The organism is Clostridium estertheticum subsp. estertheticum, assembly GCF_001877035.1.
Classification (GTDB): Bacteria; Bacillota; Clostridia; order Clostridiales; family Clostridiaceae; genus Clostridium_AD; species Clostridium_AD estertheticum.
Genome location: NZ_CP015756.1, coordinates 3,693,408 through 3,716,358, shown reverse-complemented (window position 1 = coordinate 3,716,358; position 22,951 = coordinate 3,693,408). Strand labels below are relative to the sequence as shown.

Below are 22,951 nucleotides of genomic sequence, written 5' to 3'. Positions count from 1 at the left end.
TAGTTAATATTTCAAACTTCATTTTAGAGGATAACTTATTAATATAAGTTATCCATATCTCTGGGCTACTAATACTAAAATTTTAGAATCATGCATCCAAATTTGTTTCAGAGAGTTTTATATCGGTGTGAGCATTTTTATCATCGTGATTCATGAAAGCATTAAGTAACACTGCAACTACTGAAGCAGAAACTATGCCACTACCAAATATTGATTTAAAAATTGTAGGTGTTTGATCAAACAAGGTAGGTACAGCAGTTATTCCCAGGCCTATCCCAATAGAACAGGCAACAACTAACATATTTGAATTTCTATTAAAATCTACTTTTGCAAGCATTTGTATTCCAGCTACTGCAACCATTGCAAACATTATAGTTGTAGCTCCACCAATAACTGGTTGAGGAACAATTGTCGCTAAGGCTGCAAATTTAGGAATCAAGCCAAGCGCAATAAGTATGATACCAGAAGCGATAACAACAAAACGGCTTACTACTTTGCTAAGTGCCAAAAGTCCTAAATTTTGATTGAATGTGGTATAAGGAAAGGAATTAAATATGCCACCTAAAAATGTTGCAATTCCTTCTGCACGAAGTCCACGTACAATATCTTTTTGTGTAATATCCTTACCACAGACTTTACCTATACCAAGGTATGTTCCTGTTGATTCAATCATTACTACAAGCATTACAAAACTCATCATAATTGTTGAACCTAAATCAAATTTAGGCAAACCAAAGTTAAAAGGATGTACTAAACTTATCCACTTTGCATTTGCAACCTGGGAAAAATCGACCATTCCCATAAATGATGCGGCTATAGTTCCTAAAACTATTCCATTTAGAATAGAAATCGCCTGAAAAAATCCTTTGAAATATTTATTTGAAAGAAGAACTACGATTATTACAAAGCCTGCAAGTAGAAGATTTCTTGGACTTGCGAAATCTTTTGATCCTAGAAGTTGAGAACCGCCACCAATACTAGTCACACCAACATTAATTAAGGAAAGACCAATCATTGTAACAACAGTGCCCGTAACTATAGTCGGAAAAAACTTTAGTATCTTACCATATAATGGTGCAATAAGTATAACTATGATTGCGGCGACCATTATTGAGCCATAGGCAGTTTGCATTCCTAAACTTTTTCCTATAATGATTAGTGGGCCAACAGCTGCAAATGTACAACCTAAAATTGCGGGTAGCCTAATTCCTACATAGGATCCTATTCCAATTGCTTGTAATAGTGTCGCAATACCACAAGTGAATAAGTCAGCAGCCACTAGAAGTGAAAGTTGGGCTGGTGTTAAACCCACAGCACCACCAATAATTAGAGGCACAGCAACTGCGCCTGCATACATTGCAAGGACATGCTGAAGGCCTAGCGTAGCAAGTTGAGCAATTGGAAGCATTTCATTTATTTTGTCTATCTTTACAATGTCTACATTTTTTGATTTCGACATGGATATAACCCCCTAAAAAGATATGAATTTTTAATGTTAAAAGAGTGTATTGTTTACACATTAACTACATGGCAATAACAAAAACGTTAATCTCTCCACCTTCATTCTAATTAATTAGGCTGGTTTTATTATAGTAAAGCAACATTCAGTTTACAATTAATTAATAAAATGAATATATTTGTAAACTGAATTTGTGTTTAAATGTGCTAAGGTTATTAATATTACGAATTAAATTCCATTGCTTTCAAGAAAGTCACGAAGTAAATTCATACATACAGTTTTCCTGTATTCAGCAGAAATTCTACCTTTAATAGGTAAAATCGCCTGATCATATTTTTTAAAATAATCTTCTTTTACAATTTTAGCTTCTTCAATAGTTTTGCCAACAAGCATAACATCGATATCAGCCCGTCTTATGATAATATCACTTACTGCACCAAATGCAGTAGAGCAGTTAGAAATTTTACCATTTTCTACATTAAGAACTCCGGCAAAAGATACTCTCGCGATAGCCAAAGCATTTCTTGCACCGACCTTCTTATAATAATAATTATTAAGACCTGTTTTACTCATAAGAATTTCAACTAGTAGTTCATCAGAATGAATGCAAGTCTTTTTTTTACCTAGGTAGAACTCAGTAATTGGAATTACACGCTCACTGTTGTTACTTACAAGGCGTAATTTACAGTTCGCCAAGAAAAAGATTAATGCACTATCAGCCTTAGCAGATCCATTGCAAATATTACCACCTACAGTACCTAAGTTACGGATTGCTGGCGCTGCAATCTCTGCGGATGCTTCTTTTAGAATGCTAGGTATAAGTTTATTTTCAATAATATCAGTAAAGCTGCAGGCAGCACCAATACGGATATACTTATCATCTTCTACAATGTTTTTCATCTCAGTTACTTTATTAAGAAACAAATATTTTACATTTTCATCTGGTTTAATCATTAAATCCGTACCTCCAGCGTAAGGAGTGACGACTTCAGTTGCAAGGATATCTAATGCTTTAGTAAGCGATGTTGGCAGATATTTATTTACCATAATCCTTTACCCTCCTTTGCTGCAATACCAATTGCATTAACTATTGAATTATATCCGGTGCATCTACAAAGATTTCCAGAAATTCCATCACGAATATCTGCTTCAGTGGGATTTGGATTCTTGACAAGGATACATTCAGACGCTAGTATCATCCCAGGAATACAAAATCCACATTGGACAACACTAACAGATGAATATGCGCTACTAAGAACATCAAAACGCTTCGTTTCGCGATAACCTTCAATGGTAATAACAGTACTTCCTTCTATGCTACCCATAGCTACCATGCAAGAGTTAACTAATTTTCCATCAAGAATGACAGAGCAGGCACCGCATTCTCCCTCTTTACAGCCACATTTTACTCCAGTTATGTGAAACTCATTTCGAAGTACATCCAGCAATCTATGATTTGCATTGGCAATGGATGTAATACCTTTTCCATTAAGTATAAACTTTATCATTATTTAAGCCCCCTTTGTAGTACTTTCATGGTATCTTCTGTTGTAAATGGAGCTTTATATAGGTTTTCACAAAGCGCATTTTCCATTGCTTCAACATAAGCTGGAGCCGCTCCAACGAGAGGAAGTTCTCCTGCACCTTTGGCTCCATATGGGCCGTGGGTATATGGATTATTCATTATTTCAGTCACAAGATTTGGTACATCAACGGATGTTGGTATTGTATAATCACTTAAATTATTATTACGAATCATGCCTTTATCATTGTAATCCATTTGTTCCATAGAGGCATAACCAATACCTTGAAGGAATCCACCTTGCATCTGTCCTCGTATTATATTCATATCTATTGGAACGCCAACATCAAAAATGCCCCATGCTCCAAGAATTTTTGTAGTGGCTGTAAGTGTGTCTAATTCTACTTCAATAACATTTACAGACCATGAATAGGTTGGATATGCATCTCCTCTGAATTTTTCTATATTAAAAGGGATTACAAAATCAGGTTCAACAAAATGTTCTTCTATAATTTGTTCTTCTCCAGATTTCCATTCCTTCTTAAGCCTCTTCGCTGCACGCTTAAGTAATTCTCCAACGGTCATTAGCGAGCGGCTTGCAACAGTTGGACCTGAGTCTGGAACAAGATCTGTATCTGGATTAATATTTGATACCTTATCGTAAGAAATTCCGAGGGTATCCGCAACAATCTTACAGAAGGTAGTTTTTAAGCCTTGACCAATATCTGCGTTGCTTGCGAGAATGTCTACTGTATCATCCTTGTTTTTCCTGATTTTTGCTACAGCCTTAATGAGGTCTCTCTCCCCACTACCAGTAAAACCACATCCATGATAATACATAGACAGACCGATACCTTTGCGATATCTGCCAGTTTGATTCTTATATAATTCTCGTTTTGCACGGTAATCAGTAAGAACATCAATTCGATCTATCATTTCAGGTAGTGGCACATGGAAATGATATTTTCCACTTGTAGAAGTAGAATCATATTGTTTAACCATATACTTTTCTTTAAGTTCTAGTGAATCGATCTCCATTTTTTTTGAGATATGATCCATGATCATTTCTACTGCAAAGAAAGTTTGAGGTGCACCAAAACCACGATATGCGCCGCAAGGCACAGTATTTGTCTTCATAGCACGCCCAGCAACGCGAAGATTATCTATGCGATATACACCATTTGCACAAATTAAACCACGCTGCAAAACAACAGCCGAAAGTGTGGTATATGCTCCACCATTAAACATAACATCAATATCCATTCCAGTAATTCTATTGTCCTTAATAGCTACTTTATATGTGCTAATAGATGGATGCCGTTTTGAAGTGTATTCCATATCTTCTCGTCTATCAAAAATTATTTTAACTGGTTTGTTTGCTTTTTTTGCGGCTACAGCAATTTGACAGGCTAGAATTGATGGGAAGGCTTCTTTGCCACCAAATCCACCACCAGTAACATCTTGAATAATTTGGACATCCTTGTCTTCATAACCCATTGCTTTGGAAACTGCACCTTTTATATAGTAGGGGCACTGCATAGAACCACGTACGGTAATTCGTCCATCATGAGGATAAGCAATCATGCCTTGTGTTTCAAGATATGCCTGTTCTTGGTAACCGGTTTGAAAAGTTTCTATGAAAACATGATCAGCTTCTTTTAAGGCCTTATCTATATCTCCTTTTTCAAAGTTATAGTTAAAAAAAACAGTGTCAGATTTAAGCATGTCAAGAATTGGTACTAGTTCTTCGTAAACAACAACAATTTCATTTAATATTTTATCTACTTTTTTTAAATCTGGACCGACAACCATCAAAATCGGATCACCAACATATTCTACTGTATCGTTGGCAAAAACAGGAGTATCATCAAGAACAATGTGAACGAGGTTTATACCTGGTACGTCATTTTTGTCAACAATAAAATAACCCTTTGGTAATTGAGGAAGAATAATATTTGTTATACGTGCCTTTGCTTTTGCGGAGTGTAATAGTCTACCATAATTCATATCCTCCATAACTTGATCATCTACATAAAGTGCACGACCGCTTATTTTTGTATCATGGTCTTTTTTCTTTACAGAATTACTAATAGATTCCATTTAGTTCCTCCTCGTATAGATTTAATTAATAGGCATTTGTATAAACACCTCAAACTTTATAATTACTCTTACTCTCCATGTAATTAACAATCCTATGATAATCTGCTTTTGTATCCGCATCAATGGTGCAACCGTAGTCATCTACAGGAATTGTTTCTATTTTATTTTTGAAAAATTTCCAAACTTCGCGAAGACCGCCTTCTCCTTGAAACTGAAGTATATAATTTATACAACTTTGTGAAACCAAGGGTGGATGTTTACGGTTCCCATCAATAGTAGGAAATACTATCATAGCATTACTATTTATCATGGTTTCCTTCACCTTAAGAAAGGTTTTAGTGTCAATTGCTGGCATATCTCCTGGAAGGAGATAAAATGCATCACAGTTATTAAGCGCCGCAATTCCAATTTTTACAGAGGCTAACATGTCTGTTTTTGCATATCTTAGGTTATGTGTAAATACTAACCTAGAGGTATCATATTTACTTTTCAGTAGAACTTCAATTTCTTCACCTCGATATCCTAATACAACAATGACTTGATTTACACCAGAATAGAGCATACTATCAACGCTGTGCTCAATCATAGTTTTACCATCTATCTTTAAAAGTGGTTTGAATTCTCCCATACGACTTGATAAACCAGCAACAAGTATGATACCATTAGTTTCCAATTGCATACCTCACTTTCTAAATACTATGCTTATTTATATTCTTTATTCTATATTATTTATTCTTCGACTTTTTATAAAATGTATCTTTTAATGGTAGTTGTGTACGTAATTTGCCATCTAATCTGTAATAAGCATGGGAACATGCTGGAGCTGTTGGAATCAAACATAGTTCACCACAACCTTTGGCTCCATAAGTTTCAGGGATTTTTCCTTTAGCATGTACAAGAATAACCTCAAGCTTTGGAGCATCCTTTGCTCTCATAAGCCCTAATGTACCTAGTTTTGTTTTAGGATAACCTTCTTCAACTTTAAATTCCTCAGTCATTGCATATCCAAGTCCCATGACTATGCCACCTTCAATTTGTCCTTCAACAGATTGGATATTAACTGGTGTTCCAACATCAAATGCCGCAACCACTTTTTCAACTTTTCCGTCCTTATTTAGGATAACAACTTGAGCTCCATAACTATAACTTACATGGCTAATCGGATTCTCTTTTATAGCACCCATACGATCTGTTTTAGCAGAATATTCTCCATAAAATTCTTGTCCCTCTAAATCACTAAGCGTTAATCCCTTATCTAATTCTACTTTCAATTTTTCAGACCCTCGCCTTATAGCTTCTCCAGTAATTACGGTCTGCCTAGAAGCAGTACTAGTTCCTGCATTAGGTGTACGAACAGTATCGGCTCTTTCGTGGATAATAAGAGCAGGGTCTAAACCAGTTGTTTCACAAAGCACAGTAGTGCACATTATTGCAATACCTTGACCCATACATGCAGCAGATGTTCGAATATGAACTTTACCGTCCTCGATGGATAAAATGCAACGCCCAATGTCCTTGTTACCTACACCTGTTCCACTATTTTTTAATGCTATAGCAAGACCTGCATATGGACTTGATTCGTATACATCTTTAATAGCCTCCAAACATTCTGCCATAGCGACACTTTCATCTGCTACTTGACCATTTGGTAATATTTGACCAGGACGTATTGCATTACGATAACGGATTTCCCAAGGCGTAATACCTACCATTTCTGCCAGTAGGTTAATATTATTTTCAGTAGCGAAGCAACTTTGTGTTGCGCCAAATCCTCTGAAAGCTCCACTAACAACGTTATTGGTATAAACTGACATTCCTAGAATGTCAATATTTTGGTAATTGTATGGTCCAGCTGCATGTGTGCATGCTCTCTCTAATACAGGTCCACCGAGAGATGCATATGCACCTGTATCCGCTATAATAAAACCTTTCATTGCTGTTAAATAACCGTTCTCATCGCAGGCTAGAGTAAACTCAATGTCCATTGGATGACGCTTAGTATGATAATCTAAACTTTCTTGTCTTGTGAATTTGACTTTAACTGGTTTTTTAGTATGCCATGCCATTAATGCTGCATGGTGTTGAACACTCATGTCTTCCTTGCCACCAAAGCCACCTCCGACAAGTTGGGAATGACAATGTACTTTATCTTTAGGGATTTGAAGCATATTTGATATTTCACGTTGTTCATCATACACAGACTGTGAACCTGAGTATAGCAAGATTCCATTTTTTCCTTCAGGCATAGCGATTGCACACTCAGGTTCCATAAATCCATGTTCTTGAGGTGGCGTTCGATATTTTTTTGTTACTACATATTTAGAATTTTTAATTGCCTCTGCTGCATTTCCACGTTGAAGGATAGCACGGCTCATAATGTTTCCATCAGCATGAATTAAAGGTGAATCCGCCTTTAAAGCATCAGTTGGTGACGTAATCGGTTTCAATTCAGTGTAGTCAACTTCAACCAATTGGCATACTTCATCCAGTTTATCTTTATGGTATGTTGCTACCAGGGCCAGTGCATCTCCTACATACCTGGTAGTTTCACCTTCAGCCATAAGTACATCCCAGTCTTGTTTTATATGCCCAATAACATTAATCGGAACATCGTTAGCTAGTAAAATTTTCACACAGTCTGGGTGAGCCGCGGCTTTGCTAATATCAATTTTGTTTATAATAGCTCTTGGATATTTAGAATGAACGGCTTTTGCATAAATCATACCAGGTAATTCAATGTCATCTACAAAAATGCCTGTTCCATTTATTTTTTCAGCTGCATCAACACGTTTAAATCTTTGTGCCATTTTCAATTCACTTGGAGAGGCTGGTATTTGAAGATTATCTCTTATATATTTTGCTGCCATTAAAATAGCTTCTTCAATTTTCTTATAACCAGTACAACGACAAATGTTGCCATTAATTGCTCCTTTCACATCTATTCTTGTTGGACTTAAATTGGTATCAAGTAATGCTTTTGCACAAATTATCATTCCAGGAATGCAAAAACCACACTGAACTGCACCAGCCTCTGCAAAACAATGTTCATAAACTTCTTTTTCGCGAGGAGTTAAGCCTTCAACTGTTAAAATATGTTTTCCTACAAATTTAGAAACCTTTTGTACACAAGCTTTCACCGCTTTTCCATCTATTAAAACAGTACATGTTCCACATACGCCTTCACTGCATCCATCTTTTGCAGAAGTAATTCTTAAATCATCTCTTAAATAAGATAATAAAGGTTTGTCAGTATTACAAACTGAATCTTTGCCATTGACATTTAAGGTAAACATAAATAACCTCCCATTTACAATAAATTACTAATTTGTTATTAGATTCATTATAAAGCAGAGGTTGTTTTTTATCAAATTGTTTGTGAAAAGAACTTGGTTTTTATAAAATTCTAAAATCTAAAATAATCTGATAAATTCATCTTTTGCGTACTTGCGTACATTTTGCTCAAATTGCTGATACTTTTTTAAAAATTCAGTGCCCTCTTTTGTCAAATATGTTTTTCCACCATTTCTGCCACCTTGTTTTCTTTCAACTACGGTATAACCTAATTCCTGTTCAAGCTCATTTAGCATATTCCATGCTTTACTATAAGACAATGCAATATGTTTGCATGCATTCCGTACAGATTGTGTATCCTCTATTAAAATCAAAAGTAATTTTGTTTTAGAATTAAAAAACATAAATTCTTTTTCAATGCTTATTCTAACAAAAGGATGCAAGATAAGTTGATTATGTTTTTTTAAAAGTTCATTTGAGCGATCAATATCATCCGCATCATGAAGAATACCTTCATCGTCTATATCAATCCATTGCCTTTCAACCCCAATATTTTTAATGGCACCTCGCATTCCAGTATTTCCATTGTATTTTAATATTTTTGGAATTAATTCTGAAGATATTAAAAGGGGATGGCCAGTTTTTCCATGATAAGATGGTGAAAGTAAATTTTTTCCACATTCCATCATTTTTTTAATGGTCTCAGGTGTAAACATAAGAATGCTTACAGGATTAAATATTATCTGATCACATTTATTTAGTAAATAAGATAGTCCGATTTTTGCAGAATCAAACATTTGTGAAGTTTCATACTTCTCATCTAGCAAAAATATAACGCCATAATCAGCCAGGTCATGTTCAATTTTTTCAGCCTCGTACCCAATAACAATCACAATTGGGGATATTCCAACTTGTTGAAAGGTTAGAACAATCCTTTTTACTGCAGTGATTGAACCCATTTTTAGTAATGGATGTGGTTCATTTTCTCCTGATGACCAACCTGTTGCAACAATTATGCCACCTGTTGTCTTTTGTCTTTTTTCAGAATTATCACTCTGTGTAGGTATTGTCAAGATTGACACCCCCTTATTTTATTTATAAATTGTAATATAAATTGCCAAAGATTTCAAGGAATATTCTAGAAATTATACTGAGGATAGTATCGTAGTTGTTTGAGGTATTAAAAGTTATAAAAGTAATTAAAAGTCAATTAAAGGATTAATAATCGTAATAGAAGTGATTAGGTATGATTAGCACAAAGATTCATAATATATAGTCAATTGATCGTTGACAAAAGGGGGCGCTATATAATAAAATTAGATCAACTAGTCAGTTGGTTTTAAATTACAACTTTGGATTATTTATTAATAATAGGGAGTGATATTTATGGTAGACATCAAAGTGTTAATGGAAGGTTTAGAAAAATTAGATTATCAAAACATGTACAATAATGATTTCTTATTGACCTGGGAAAAAACAGACGATGAGATTAAGGCAGTATTTACTGTGTCTGATATACTTCGTGAAATGAGAGAAGAAAATATTTCAACACGGATTTTTGATAGTGGACTTGGAATTTCGTTATTCCGTGACAATTCTACTCGTACAAGATTTAGTTTTGCTTCTGCTTGTAATCTTTTAGGCCTTGAAGTTCAAGATCTTGATGAAGGAAAATCTCAAGTTGCTCATGGTGAGACAGTAAGAGAAACTGCTAACATGATTTCTTTCATGGCTGACGTTATTGGTATCCGTGATGATATGTATATTGGAAAAGGCAATGCTTATATGCGTGAAGTGGCGAGTGCTGTACAAGATGGTTATAAAGACGGCATTTTAGAGCAACGCCCAACGCTTGTTAGTTTACAATGTGATATAGATCACCCTACTCAATGTATGGCTGATGCTCTTCATATTATAAATAAATTTGGAGGTATTGAAAATTTAAAAGGCAAAAAAATAGCTATGTCTTGGGCATATTCTCCATCCTATGGTAAGCCACTTTCAGTTCCTCAAGGTGTAATTGGATTATTAACTCGTTTTGGAATGGACGTAGTTCTTGCACACCCAGAAGGTTATGAAGTTATGAGTGAAGTCGAAGAAATTGCAATGAAAAATGCAATAAAATCTGGTGGTTCATTTACAAAAACAAATTCTATGGAGGAAGCATTTAAAGACGCGGACATAGTATATCCTAAAAGCTGGGCTCCTTTTGTTGCTATGGAAAAACGTACAGATTTATATTCAAAGGGTGACCAGGCTGGTATAGATTTACTTGAAAAAGAATTACTTGCACAAAATGCTAACCATAGTGATTGGCAATGCACTGAGGAACTTATGAGCACAACAAAGAATGGAGAAGCACTTTATCTTCACTGTCTACCAGCTGATATCTCTGGAGTTAGTTGCGAAGTTGGAGAAGTTGAAGCTTCCGTATTTGATCGTTACCGCACACCACTTTATAAAGAAGCTAGCTATAAACCTTATATAATAGCGGCTATGATATTCCTAAGTAAGGTTAAAAGCCCACAGAAAACACTTGATACACTTATAAATTCAAAGAACGGAAGATTTTTGGGGTAAGGTAACATAATAAAAATGTATTAGGGGAGTGTTTTTATGAGTGATAAGATGAGATTAATTCCTTTTGAAAAAATGCTTACTTGGATTCCAAAAGAATTAGAGACAAAGGGATCTATTTTCGGCGTGCGTAAAGATAAATTTTATTATAATGAAACGGGAAAGACAATTACGTTATTTAATGAAAAGCTTACCTCACCAATTGGCCCTGCAGCAGGTCCAAACTCTCAATTAGCACAAAATATTGTTTGTGCATATTTAACTGGAAGTCGGTTTATTGAATTAAAAACGGTACAGGTTATTGATGGTGAAGATATAACAGTAGCTAAACCATGTATCAACGCACAAGATGAGGGATACAATGTAGAGTGGTCTACGGAACTAAAAGTATCAGAAGCATTTGACGAATATGTGAAAGCATGGTTTTTACTTCATGTTTTGATGAAAGAACTTAAATTTTCAGGCGAAAGAGATTTCATGTTTAATATGAGTGTAGGATATAATTTAAGTGGAATAAAATCAGCTAAAATAGATGCTTATATTGAAGGGATGCGTGATGCATCTTCTACAAAGATTTGGAAGGAATGCGTACAAACCCTTCTTTTTCATATGGACATGTTTTCAGAATTTAAAAAGGAAGATTTGGACAGAATTTCACATACTATTTGTAAATCTATTACAATATCTACTATGCATGGATGCCCTGCCAGCGAGATAGAGGGGATTGCTACTTATTTTCTTAAAGACAAGGGGCTCTATACTTATATAAAAATGAATCCAACACTTCTTGGCGAAAAGTTTGTTCGTGAAACCTTAAATACTATGGGTTATGATTATATATCTCTAAATGGAGAACATTTTACAAATGACCTGCAGTACTTAGATGGCGTCTCAATGTTAAGGCGTTTAAAAACGCTTGCAAAAGAACTAAATTTAGAAATAGGGGTTAAACTAACCAATACACTTCCGGCTAACATTAATAATAATGAATTGCCAGGAGAGGAAATGTATATGTCAGGGCGTGCGCTATTTCCATTATCTATTTCTTTAGCAAGTAAATTAGCTATAGAATTTGATGGCGATTTACAGATTTCTTATTCAGGTGGAGCAGACTTTTTTAATTTAGATAAAATTTTGTCTACAGGGATTAGACCAATAACGTTTGCAACTTCCATTTTGAAGCCAGGTGGTTACTATCGAATAACACAAATGGCTAATAAAGTGGAAAAGTACATTGATGGTGAATTCTCAGGAATCAATATAAAACTGCTGGAGAATTTAGCTAAGCAAGCATTAAATGATAAGCACTATCGTAAAGAATTACGTATTGTAAAGAGTAGGAAACTTACATCTGAACTTCCGATTTATGATTGTGCAATAGCACCTTGCAGTATAGGGTGTCCGATTAATCAGCAAATTCCACAATATGTAGACTTGGTGGGAGAGAAAAAATATGATGAGGCTTTTTCAGTAATTGCTATAGATAATGCCCTGCCAGCAATTACAGCGACTATTTGTAATCATAAGTGTCAGAATAAATGTACTAGACTTGATTATGACGAATCTGTTTCAATTAGAGATTTGAAAAAGGTTGCTGTTTTAAATGCTCAGGATAAATTTACAGCAGATATTAAGCCAGCAGATATAAAAACTAACAAAAAAGTTGTGATCATTGGAGCCGGTCCAGCAGGACTTTCTACAGCGCTTTTTCTTAGAAGAAATGGCGTGGACGTAACTGTTAGGGATAAAAGGGAAAGCGCATTAGGAGCAGTTACTTATGTTATACCTGAGTTTAGAATTTCTTCTGAAATGATAAAAAAAGACTTTGAAATGATTAAAAGTCAAGGTGTTAAATTTGAATTTAGCATTGATGAAAACTTTAGATTAGAGAAACTGAAAAAAGATTATGATTATGTAGTGCTTGCTATAGGGGCATGGAAACCTGGGAAAAATTCACTAGACGATAAGGGAAATAAAGCAATTAATGCTATTTCATTTTTAGAAAAATGTAAGAAAGAAAATGGAAATGTCTCAATAGGCAAAAATGTTTGTGTCATTGGCGGCGGAGATGTTGCAATGGATGCAGTTAGAGTAGCTAAAAGAGTGGCTGGTGTAGAAAAGGTTTCAATTATTTATAGAAGGACTAAAGAATATATGCCGGCTGATAAGGTGGAAATAGAACTTGCTATTTCAGAAGGTATTTTACTTGAAGAACTCCTTTCACCAATTTCTATTAAGGATGGTCTACTTTCTTGTGAAAAAATGAAGTTAGGTAATATGGATAATTCGGGAAGAAGAGCCCCTGTTGGTACTGGAGAAATGATAATGATAGATGCAGATACAGTTATTATAGCAACAGGTGAAAAAATTGATAGTGATTTGTTAAGAGAAAATGACATAAACTTGGATGCTAAAAATTTCCCAATTGTTAACGAATCATTAGAAACAAATATTTCAGATGTATATGTTATTGGTGATCTAAAAAAAGGTCCAGCTACAATTGTTAAGTCAATAGCAGATGCAAAAACAGTTGCAAAAGATATTCTTATAAAAGAAGGGTTAAGCTCAGATTTTAAGTTGAGTAATTCTTTTGTTGATAAAAAAGCTATATATAGTAGGAAGGGTATATTAATAGATCCAAAATTAGATGAAGATGATGCAAAAAGATGTTTATCTTGTAATAGTATATGTGAGTTGTGCGTGGATGTTTGCCCTAACAGAGCAAATTTAGTTGTTAAGGTAGAAGGGGATTTTGCTTCGACTCATCAAATTATACATTTAGATGGTATGTGTAATGAGTGTGGTAACTGTGGCATATTTTGTCCCCACAAGGGAAAGCCATACAAGGATAAAATAACGGTTTTCTGGAGCAAAGAAGACTTTGAGAATAGTGAAAACAAAGGATTTTTTATTGAAGATATAAAAAAGGGTATTTGTCTTATAAGGACTGAGGAAGGCAATATTATAAGCCATACTATAGGACAGAAAACATCTATTTCTAAGGAAATGTCTAGTATTATAAAAACTTATATAAATAATTATGAGTATATACTTTAGTAATAGATTTTATATACTGGGGGTGGAAAAGTATGTTATTAATCGGGAACGGAAAAGTTATAACAAGGGATAATTTTAAACCAATTATTGATGATGGATGTATTGCTGTTATTGAAAATAAGATTGTAGAGATTGGAATAACGAAGGACCTTAAAAACAAATATAGCGATGCAGAGTTTATTAATGCGGAGGGCAAACTTATTATGCCAGGTTTTATAAACACTCATATGCACTATTATAGTACTTTTGCTAGGGGAATGGCCAGTGACAGTCCTAAAGCTACAAAATTATCTGAAATACTGAAAGGTTTATGGTGGAGACTTGATAAAACATTGACTTTAGAGGATGTATATTATAGTGCGCTTGTACCTATGATTGATCAAGTTAGAAATGGAGTTACAACTGTTTTCGATCATCATGCAAGTCCGAGTGCAGTTACTGGAAGTTTATTTAAAATTGCAGATGCAGCAAAAGAAATAGGAATTAGAAGTAATTTATGTTATGAAACTTCAGATAGAGATGGAGAAAAAAAATGCGATGAAGGTATTGAAGAAAATGTAGCATTCATTAAATATTGTAATAATAAAAATGATGATATGATCAAAGGAATGTTTGGGCTTCATGCCTCAATGACGATATCAGACAAAACTTTATATAAATGTTTAGATTCAATTGTAAATTTAAATACTGGATTTCATGTTCATACTGGTGAAGGTATTGAAGATGCAAAGGACTGCATGCAAAAGTATGGCAAAGGCATTGTAGAGCGGTGGTATGATGCTGGCGCTTTATGTGATAAGACAATAGCAGTACATTGTATTCACATTAAAGAAAAAGAAATGGATTTGTTAAAAGAAAAAAATACAATAGTTGTTCATAACCCTGAATCTAATATGGGAAATGCAGTAGGCGTTGCTCCTATTCTTGAAATGTACAAGAAGGGTATATTATTAGGGCTTGGTACAGATGGATATACGACAGACATGATGGAATCTTATAAAGTAGCCAATATTATTCATAAACACGTAAAAGGCGACTCTACAGTTGCGTGGAATGAAATTCCAGATATGCTATTTAATAATAATAGAATAATTACTGAGAGATTTATTGATGGAAAAGTTGGTATTTTAAAAGAAGGAGCATTGGCAGATATCATAATAGTAGATTACAATCCTCCAACACCAATCAATGAAAATAATATTAATAGTCATTTGATCTTTGGTATTAATGGACGATCTGTTGATACAACAATAATTAACGGCAGGGTTGTTATGGAAAATAGAAAATTAGTTAACATTGATGAAGAAAAAATTATGGCAAGAAGTAGAGAACTTGCAAGTGATGTCTGGAAGCGCTTTTAAGGCATGGAAAGCAATATAATTATTGATTAAAATAGTTGAAATATAAAAAAATATTGGAGGTTATCAATGGGAGCAATTATAAATAAGGCAGAGATTTTAAAGAGAGCAGAAAGAAATAAATCGGATATGTTTAAGTTTTTAAGAGATATGATAGCAATTCCAAGTGAAAGCTCTAATGAAAAAAAGGTAATTGAGAGAATTAAAGAAGAAATGTTAAAGGTTGGATTTGATAAGGTAGACATAGATCCTATGGGAAATATACTCGGTTATATAGGACATGGAAAACATATTATTGCTATGGATGCACATATCGATACAGTTTCAATAGGTGATATAAATTTATGGGAAAATGATCCATATAAAGGGTATGAGGACGATGAAGTGATAGGTGGTAGAGGTGGATCTGATCAAGAAGGCGGAATGGCTTCTATGGTTTATGCAGGAAAAATTATTAAGGAACTTCATCTTGAGGATGATTATACATTAATAGTTACAGGTACAGTTCAAGAGGAAGATTGTGATGGATTGCCATGGCAGTATATAATAAATGAGAGCAAAATAATACCTGAATTTGTAGTAATTACTGAGCCAACTTCTTGTAATATATATAGAGGGCATAGAGGACGCATGGAAATAAAAGTTACAACACATGGTATTAGCTGTCACGGATCCGCACCAGAAAGAGGAGATAATGCTATATTTAAAATGGCACCTATACTTAATGAATTAAAGGAGTTAAATGAGAGACTAATTGATAATGCTTTCCTTGGAAAAGGAACGTTAACAGTATCTGAAATCTTTTTTTCATCACCTTCAAGGTGCGCTGTGGCAGATGGATGTTCAGTTTCAATAGACAGAAGACTTACTGATAAAGAAACATGGGAATATGCCATTGCGCAAATAAAAGATCTACCTTCTGTAAAAGAAGCAAAAGCTGAAGTGGAAATGTACAATTATGAAAGACCATCATACACCGGGCTTATTTATCCAACGGAGTGCTATTTCCCAACTTGGGTTTTGCCTGAGCAGCATGTTGCTTGCCAAACACTTGTAGAATCATATATTGGCCTTTTTAACAAGGAGCCATTAGTTGATAAATGGACATTTTCCACAAATGCAGTGTCAATAATGGGTAGATACAATATACCTTGTATTGGATTTGGACCAGGACATGAAGATCAAGCACATGCACCAAATGAAAAAACATGGAAAGATGAATTGGTTAAATGTGCAGCGATGTATGCATTAATACCCAAAATTTATATGAACAAAACAATTGGAAAATAATGTAGATATTTTATTAATTAATATATATATTTAAGAAGGGAGTCTTATCTTTGGGTATTTTGCTCATTGGCGGTAAAGTCGTAACTGCAGTGGATGCTTATTATGCAGATGTGCGAATAGAAAACGATAAAATTAGATCAATTGGTAGTGATTTAGGAAAAACAGATGACGAAATAATAGATGCTCATGGTTGTTATATTATACCTGGTGGAATAGATACTCATACACATTTTGCTTTAAATGTGGGCACTATGACAACAGCAGATGATTTCAAAAGTGGAACAAAAGCTGCAATTGTTGGTGGAACTACTACAATAATCGATTATGCAACTCAAAATAAGGGAGGGTCTTTAAAAGAGGCTCTTCATGCACAACATGAAAAATCTGCTGGAGTTTGTTACTGTGATTATGGTTTCCATATGGGTATCACCGACTGGAATGATGAAGTAGCACTTGAAATGGAAGAAATGATCAAAGAAGGAGTAACTTCATTTAAGCTATATATGGCTTACAAGGGTAATCTTCAAGTGGATGATGGAGTAATATTAAAAGCACTTAAAAAAAGCAGAGAAACCAAAACATTGTTATGCTTTCACTGTGAAAATGGGGATGTAATTGATGAACTTATAAATGAGGCAAAAACTAAGGGTCATATTTCTCCATATTATCATGTTAGGACTAGACCAGTTGAAGCTGAAAGAGAAGCTATAACAAGACTTTTAAATTTTTCAGAGATTATGGATACACCGGTATATATTGTGCATTTAAGTTCAAGAGAAGGTTTACTAAGTATTCTTGATGCTAAAAAAAGAGGAGTAAAAGTTTTTGTTGAAACTTGCCCTCAGTATTTACTTTTAAATGATTCATGTTATGGAGAAGAAAAGAGTGATAGTTTTGAGGGAGCAAAATCTGTGATCTCACCTCCACTTAGAAAAGATTATGATCAGGAAGCATTGTGGAAAGGCATAAGCCAGGGAGAAATAAAAACTATTGGATCAGATCATTGTTCTTTTAATTACAAAGGGCAAAAGGATATTGGAATTAACGACTTCACAAAAATTCCAAATGGAGCGCCAGGTGTGGAGAATAGAATGGGGCTAATTTATACTTATGGAGTAGTAAGTGGCAAGATAAGTATAAATGAAATGGTTGCAATAACTTCAACTAATGCAGCAAAAACATTTGGAATGTTTCCACAAAAAGGAACAATCGCTATTGGAAGTGATGCAGATATAGTAGTTTGGGATCCTAATTTTAAATCATATATTACAGCTGTTAATCAAACTCAAAAGGTAGATTACAATCTTTTTGAAGGATTTGAGCAACAGGGTAGAGTACTACATGAGTTTTTAAGAGGAAATAAAGTAATTTCTAATGGGGAATTGGTTGAAAAAGAACCTCTTGGTAAATATATTTTTAGAAAGATAAATAAGTAGGGAATACACTATTTAAGTAGTAGTAAAAGTGGGGGGCTTTTAATGCGCATTGATTATGCAGTTAAAGGAAATATCATATTTACTAAAGTATTTGGTGAATATGAGGTAATTAGGAATGGATATATAGTAGTGCAAGGAAATCTTGTCAAAGGTGTTTATAAAAAACTTACTGAAGAGTTTAGAGATTTAAAAGTAATAGATTATGGGAATGCAATGATAATACCTGGATTTGTAGATATACATTTGCATGCATCACAGTTTGCAAATTTGGGACTCGGGCTAGATATGGAACTAATGCCATGGCTTGAAGAGTATACTTTTCCTGAGGAAGCTAAATATGTAGATATTAGTTATGCTAAAAAAGTATACTCATCTTTAATAAGAGATTTGTGGAAATTTGGAACAACAAGGTCATGTGTTTTTGCTACAATCCATAAAGAGTCAACAAAGTTACTAATGGATATGTTTGCGCGAGCTGGCCTATCAGCATATGTAGGGAAAGTTAATATGGACAGAAATTCTCCACAAGATTTAACAGAAACAGCAGTGGACTCAATTCGTGATACAGAGGAAATACTTAAAGAATACACAAACAAATATGAGTTAGTAAAACCTATAGTAACACCGAGATTTGTTCCAAGTTGTAGTTTTGATCTTTTAAAAAATCTTGGAATTCTTGCGAAAGAATATAATGCTCCTATACAGTCACATTTGAGTGAGAATTATAGCGAAATAAGTTTTGTTAAAGAACTTCACCCAAATTGTAAAAACTATACGAGTGTCTATAATGAAGTTGGATTACTTGGAGATGTACCTACTATAATGGCTCATTGTGTTTTGGTTGACGCAGATGAAATAGAACTTTTGGCAAGAAAAAAGGTATTTATAGCACATTGTCCTAGTTCAAATTGTAATTTAGCAAGTGGCAATGCGCCTATTAGAAAATTGCTTGAAAAAGGAGTTAAAGTAGGCCTTGGAAGTGATATATCAGCAGGAAATTCATTATCAATGATGGATATCATAGTAAATGCTGCTCAAGTTTCAAATATAAAATGGATTGAAAGTGGGAGGGTAGACAAACCTTTAAATTTATCAGAATTATTTTATCTTGCAACAAAAGGTGGAGGTGAATTCTTTGAAAAAGTGGGGAGCTTTGAAGAGGGATACGAATTTGATGCTCTAGTCATTGATGACAGTAGTATGCCAACTTTTAAAACATTTTCAATAGAAGAAAGGTTTCAAAGGTTTATTTATACTGGGGATGATAGAAATATAAAAGTAAGATATGTAGCTGGCAGAGAAATAGAAGAACCAGAATTTTGTTTTTAAAAATCGATAATCAATATAATTTTGGGGGTTATTTTATGAAAATCGATATAATTAAAGAAAAATCTTCATTTTTGGAATCTTATTTTCATTTGAAGGAAAATAAATCGAATGTAAAGACAGAAATACTTGCTGGAATCACTACTTTTGTTACAATGGCATACATTATATTTGTCAATCCTAATATTCTAAAACTAGCTGGTATGAACTCAGCAAACGCAATAGGTGATGCGGCTACAAAGTTTACTGTAGGTACTGATCCAATAGTATCTGCTGTTTTTGTAGCTACTTGCATTGCAGCAGCTATTGGTACATTTATAATGGGATTTTATGCTAATTTGCCTTTTGCTCAGGCTCCAGGGATGGGTCTTAATGCGTTTTTCACTTATACAGTATGTCTAACACTAGGATTCACTTGGCATCAGGCGTTATCATGTGTATTAATGTCAGGAATATTATTCATAATTATTACAGTAACTTCGATACGAGAGAAGATAGTTGATGCGATACCTCAGAATCTAAAGTATGCAATATCTGGAGGTATTGGATTATATATAGCTCTTATTGGACTTAAATCTGGTGGCGTAATAGTTGCAAATCAAGCAACATTAGTTGGTTTTGGAAACTTTACAAAGGCAGGGACGCTTCTTACTATAATAGGAATTACAATAACGGGTATATTGATGGCTAGAGGGGTTAAGGGTTCAATTCTTATTGGAATAATTTCAACCACAATAATAGGTATTCCACTTGGAATTACATCCCTTGCAAATATACATGTTTTCAGTGCACCTCCATCACTTGCTCCTACATTTGCAGCATTTGATTTTAGTGGTCTCTTATCAAAAGGAGGTACTTCGGTAGGTGGTGCTATTCTTAGTGTTTTTATGGTTGTTATAACAATTTGTTTAGTTGATCTTTTTGATACTATTGGAACACTTGTTGGAACTGCTACAAAAGCAGGGATGCTTGACGAGACTGGTAAGGTGCTAAGAATGAAAAAAGCCCTTTTGTGTGATGCAGTAGCAACAACTGCAGGTGCTTTCTTAGGAACAAGTACAGTTTCAACATATGTTGAATCTACAGCTGGCGTTTCAGAAGGAGGAAGAACTGGACTTACTTCAGTAACAGTAGGAGTATTGTTTATTCTATCACTATTTTTCTCAGGCCTTGTTGGATTGGTTCCTGGGCAGGCAACAGCACCAGCACTTGTGATAGTAGGCGTTTTAATGATGTCTACCATTAAAAATATAAATTTCGATGACTTTACAGAAGCACTTCCAGCGTTTTTTACTATAGCACTAATGCCTTTTACTTATAGTATAGCTAATGGAATTGCAGCTGCTATGATTTTCTACCCAATAATGAAAATAGCCACAGGTAGGCAAAAGGAACTGAGTCCAATTGTATATATACTTGCCGTATTGTTCCTTCTAAGATATATTTTACTTCCTTTTGTGTAAAATTATATAATAATATTGAAACATTTAAAGCAAGAAAAATTATAAATTTGTTTGCGATTTTAAATATTACAAGAGAGAGAGGATATTATTTTATGTCTAATGATGTTAAACAAAAGATACTTGATGCTGCAATGGAAATCGTGTCGAAAGAGAAGATTAGTGGTACTCGTATGCGTATGATTGCGCAGGAGGCTAATATGAGTCAATCAAATTTACATTATCATTTCACATCAAAAAATGATATATTGATTTCTCTTTTAGATAAGATGCAAGAAGAATTTTCTAATGATCGTAAAAATTATATTAGTTTGGAAAATAAAACTGTAAACCAAAATATTAGAGGCTTTTTTGATCAGAAAAAAAATGATATTCTCAACAAGAAAAAATTTGATTATACACAAATTGATTATTGGGTTCAAGGAACAGTGAATGAAGAAATAAGATTAAAGTTTCAAAATACGTTTGAAATTTGGCGTGAGAGTATTCGAGAGGTTTTAAGTAAAGGTGAGCAAATAGAAGAAAAGGATCAAAAGTATTTGGACATGTTGCCATATTTAACTGTGTCCTTAATGTTAGGAGCTTCTTTGCAATATCTTATTGATGAGGGCAAATTTGATCTAGATGAATATTTTAATTTAGCAGAAAAAATGATATTTGGTAAAATTATAAGAAAATGATTTTATAATAAAATACATTATATAGGAGAGGTTGTTATGAGAGATGTAGAATCAATAAAATACATTACTAATGAAGATTCGAGAAAAGTAGATAATAAGAAAGCATCTGTAGAATTTATTGATAAGAAAGAAGTTAAAAAGGTTAGGAGTTTCCATAAAAGCTTTTTAGAATATAAAGTAACGCCACTTCATAGTTTAAAGGAATTGTCTAAAGAATTAGGAGTCAGTAACATATGGGTAAAAGACGAATCTTATAGATTTGGACTAAATGCTTTTAAAGTACTGGGTGGTTCATATGCTGTTGGTAAATACCTTGCTGATAAATTAAATATGGACATTTCAGAGCTCTCTTTTGAAAAACTAAGATCTAAAGAGATTAAAGAAAAGCTTGGAGATATTACTTTTGTTACGGCAACTGACGGTAATCATGGTAGAGGGATTGCTTGGGCAGCTAAGCAGTTAGGACAAAAATCAGTAGTATTTATGCCAAAAGGATCTTCGGAGGTAAGATTAAATAATATAAGAAAAGAGGGAGCAGAAGCTTCAATAACAGATTTAAATTATGATGATGCTGTAAGACTCGCAAATAAGTATGCAGATGAGCATAATGGAGTAATGGTTCAAGATAGCGCCTGGGAAGGTTATACTGATATTCCAACTTGGATCATGCAAGGATATGCAACACTTATAGATGAAGCAATAGAGCAGATAAAGGAGGAAGGAGATATTCTTACTCATGTATTTCTACAAGTAGGTGTAGGTTCTTTCGCTGGAAGTATACAAGGATATTTAGCAGCTGAATTTGGCGCAGACAGACCAATAACCACTATAGTTGAACCAAATGAGGCAGCATGTATATTTAACTCTATTAAAGAAAAAGATGGAAAACCCCATGTAGTGACAGGATATATGCCAACAATAATGGCGGGACTTGCATGTGGAGAACCCAATATTGTTAGCTTTGGAATCTTAAGAGATTATGCTGATATGTATATATCCTGTCCTGATTATGTAACGGCAAGGGGTATGAGAATACTTGGGAATCCATTAAAGGGAGATCCTAAAGTTATTTCTGGAGAATCTGGCGCAGTTTGTTTGGGAATGGTGAGCTTGATTTTAGGTGATGATAATTTAAAAGAAATATCTGAAAAATTAAAATTAAATAAGGATTCAAAAATACTTGTTATAAGTACAGAAGGAGATACTGATCCGATTAGTTATAAGAATATAGTTTGGGATGGAGCATATGCAAGTTTATAAATAGAAAATAATTTGTAAAAACATACAACATTGATGATTGCAAAAGGATACTATGTCTATGTTAAAATCCATAAGAGAAATCTGATGGATTTTAACTTTAGACATTAAAAGTAGTTATGGTATGTTAAGTTATCT

General features: G+C 34.0%; 16 protein-coding genes. 9 read left to right on the top strand and 7 right to left on the bottom strand.

Annotation, left to right across the window (positions count from 1 at the left end):
- Positions 1–88: 88 nt before the first annotated feature.
- From A7L45_RS17395 to A7L45_RS17365, 7 genes are all read right to left on the bottom strand, one after another.
- A complete protein-coding gene (locus A7L45_RS17395; protein WP_071613955.1) occupies positions 89–1,459 on the bottom strand; it encodes a nucleobase:cation symporter-2 family protein in 1,371 nt (456 codons plus the stop codon).
- 228 nt (positions 1,460–1,687) lie between these two features.
- Entirely contained in the window at positions 1,688–2,506 is an 819-nt protein-coding gene (locus A7L45_RS17390; RefSeq protein ID WP_071613954.1) for an FAD binding domain-containing protein, read from the bottom strand.
- On the bottom strand, positions 2,500–2,967 hold the full coding sequence (locus A7L45_RS17385; RefSeq protein WP_071613953.1) for a (2Fe-2S)-binding protein: 468 nt from the start codon (positions 2,965–2,967) through the stop codon (positions 2,500–2,502). The genes A7L45_RS17390 and A7L45_RS17385 overlap by 7 nt, the downstream gene beginning before the upstream one ends.
- Entirely contained in the window at positions 2,967–5,081 is a 2,115-nt protein-coding gene (locus tag A7L45_RS17380; RefSeq protein WP_071613952.1) for a xanthine dehydrogenase family protein molybdopterin-binding subunit, read from the bottom strand. The genes A7L45_RS17385 and A7L45_RS17380 overlap by 1 nt, the downstream gene beginning before the upstream one ends.
- Before the next feature lie 49 nt (positions 5,082–5,130).
- On the bottom strand, positions 5,131–5,754 hold the full coding sequence (locus A7L45_RS17375) for a nucleotidyltransferase family protein (RefSeq protein WP_071613951.1): 624 nt from the start codon (positions 5,752–5,754) through the stop codon (positions 5,131–5,133).
- A gap of 52 nt (positions 5,755–5,806) precedes the next feature.
- On the bottom strand, positions 5,807–8,374 hold the full coding sequence (gene xdh / locus A7L45_RS17370) for a selenium-dependent xanthine dehydrogenase (RefSeq protein WP_071613950.1): 2,568 nt from the start codon (positions 8,372–8,374) through the stop codon (positions 5,807–5,809).
- Positions 8,375–8,491: 117 nt separating this feature from the next.
- Complete coding sequence (locus A7L45_RS17365) at positions 8,492–9,445, bottom strand: NTP transferase domain-containing protein (protein ID WP_071613949.1); 954 nt, start codon at positions 9,443–9,445, stop codon at positions 8,492–8,494.
- Between the two features lie 313 nt (positions 9,446–9,758).
- Here A7L45_RS17365 and ygeW point away from each other — a divergent pair, with 313 nt between their 5' ends.
- The 9 genes from ygeW to dpaL all read left to right on the top strand — a co-directional run bounded on the left by ygeW (position 9,759) and on the right by dpaL (position 22,816).
- Complete coding sequence (ygeW, locus tag A7L45_RS17360) at positions 9,759–10,952, top strand: knotted carbamoyltransferase YgeW (RefSeq protein ID WP_071613948.1); 1,194 nt, start codon at positions 9,759–9,761, stop codon at positions 10,950–10,952.
- A gap of 36 nt (positions 10,953–10,988) precedes the next feature.
- On the top strand, positions 10,989–14,006 hold the full coding sequence (ygfK, locus tag A7L45_RS17355) for a putative selenate reductase subunit YgfK (protein ID WP_071613947.1): 3,018 nt from the start codon (positions 10,989–10,991) through the stop codon (positions 14,004–14,006).
- A 32-nt stretch (positions 14,007–14,038) separates the two neighbouring features.
- Positions 14,039–15,367, top strand: a complete 1,329-nt coding sequence (gene ssnA, locus A7L45_RS17350; protein ID WP_071613946.1) for a putative aminohydrolase SsnA — start codon at positions 14,039–14,041, stop codon at positions 15,365–15,367.
- 66 nt (positions 15,368–15,433) lie between these two features.
- Positions 15,434–16,654, top strand: coding sequence for a YgeY family selenium metabolism-linked hydrolase (locus A7L45_RS17345; RefSeq protein WP_071613945.1), 1,221 nt, complete (start codon positions 15,434–15,436; stop codon positions 16,652–16,654).
- 50 nt (positions 16,655–16,704) lie between these two features.
- A complete protein-coding gene (gene hydA / locus A7L45_RS17340) occupies positions 16,705–18,090 on the top strand; it encodes a dihydropyrimidinase (protein ID WP_071613944.1) in 1,386 nt (461 codons plus the stop codon).
- A gap of 42 nt (positions 18,091–18,132) precedes the next feature.
- On the top strand, positions 18,133–19,419 hold the full coding sequence (guaD, locus tag A7L45_RS17335; protein WP_071613943.1) for a guanine deaminase: 1,287 nt from the start codon (positions 18,133–18,135) through the stop codon (positions 19,417–19,419).
- A gap of 35 nt (positions 19,420–19,454) precedes the next feature.
- Positions 19,455–20,879: an NCS2 family permease gene (locus A7L45_RS17330; RefSeq protein ID WP_071613942.1), complete on the top strand. Its 1,425-nt coding sequence runs from the start codon at positions 19,455–19,457 to the stop codon at positions 20,877–20,879.
- Positions 20,880–20,971: 92 nt separating this feature from the next.
- Positions 20,972–21,556: a TetR/AcrR family transcriptional regulator gene (locus A7L45_RS17325; RefSeq protein WP_071613941.1), complete on the top strand. Its 585-nt coding sequence runs from the start codon at positions 20,972–20,974 to the stop codon at positions 21,554–21,556.
- Between the two features lie 36 nt (positions 21,557–21,592).
- Complete coding sequence (gene dpaL / locus A7L45_RS17320; protein WP_071613940.1) at positions 21,593–22,816, top strand: diaminopropionate ammonia-lyase; 1,224 nt, start codon at positions 21,593–21,595, stop codon at positions 22,814–22,816.
- The last annotated feature ends 135 nt before the right edge of the window (positions 22,817–22,951 follow it).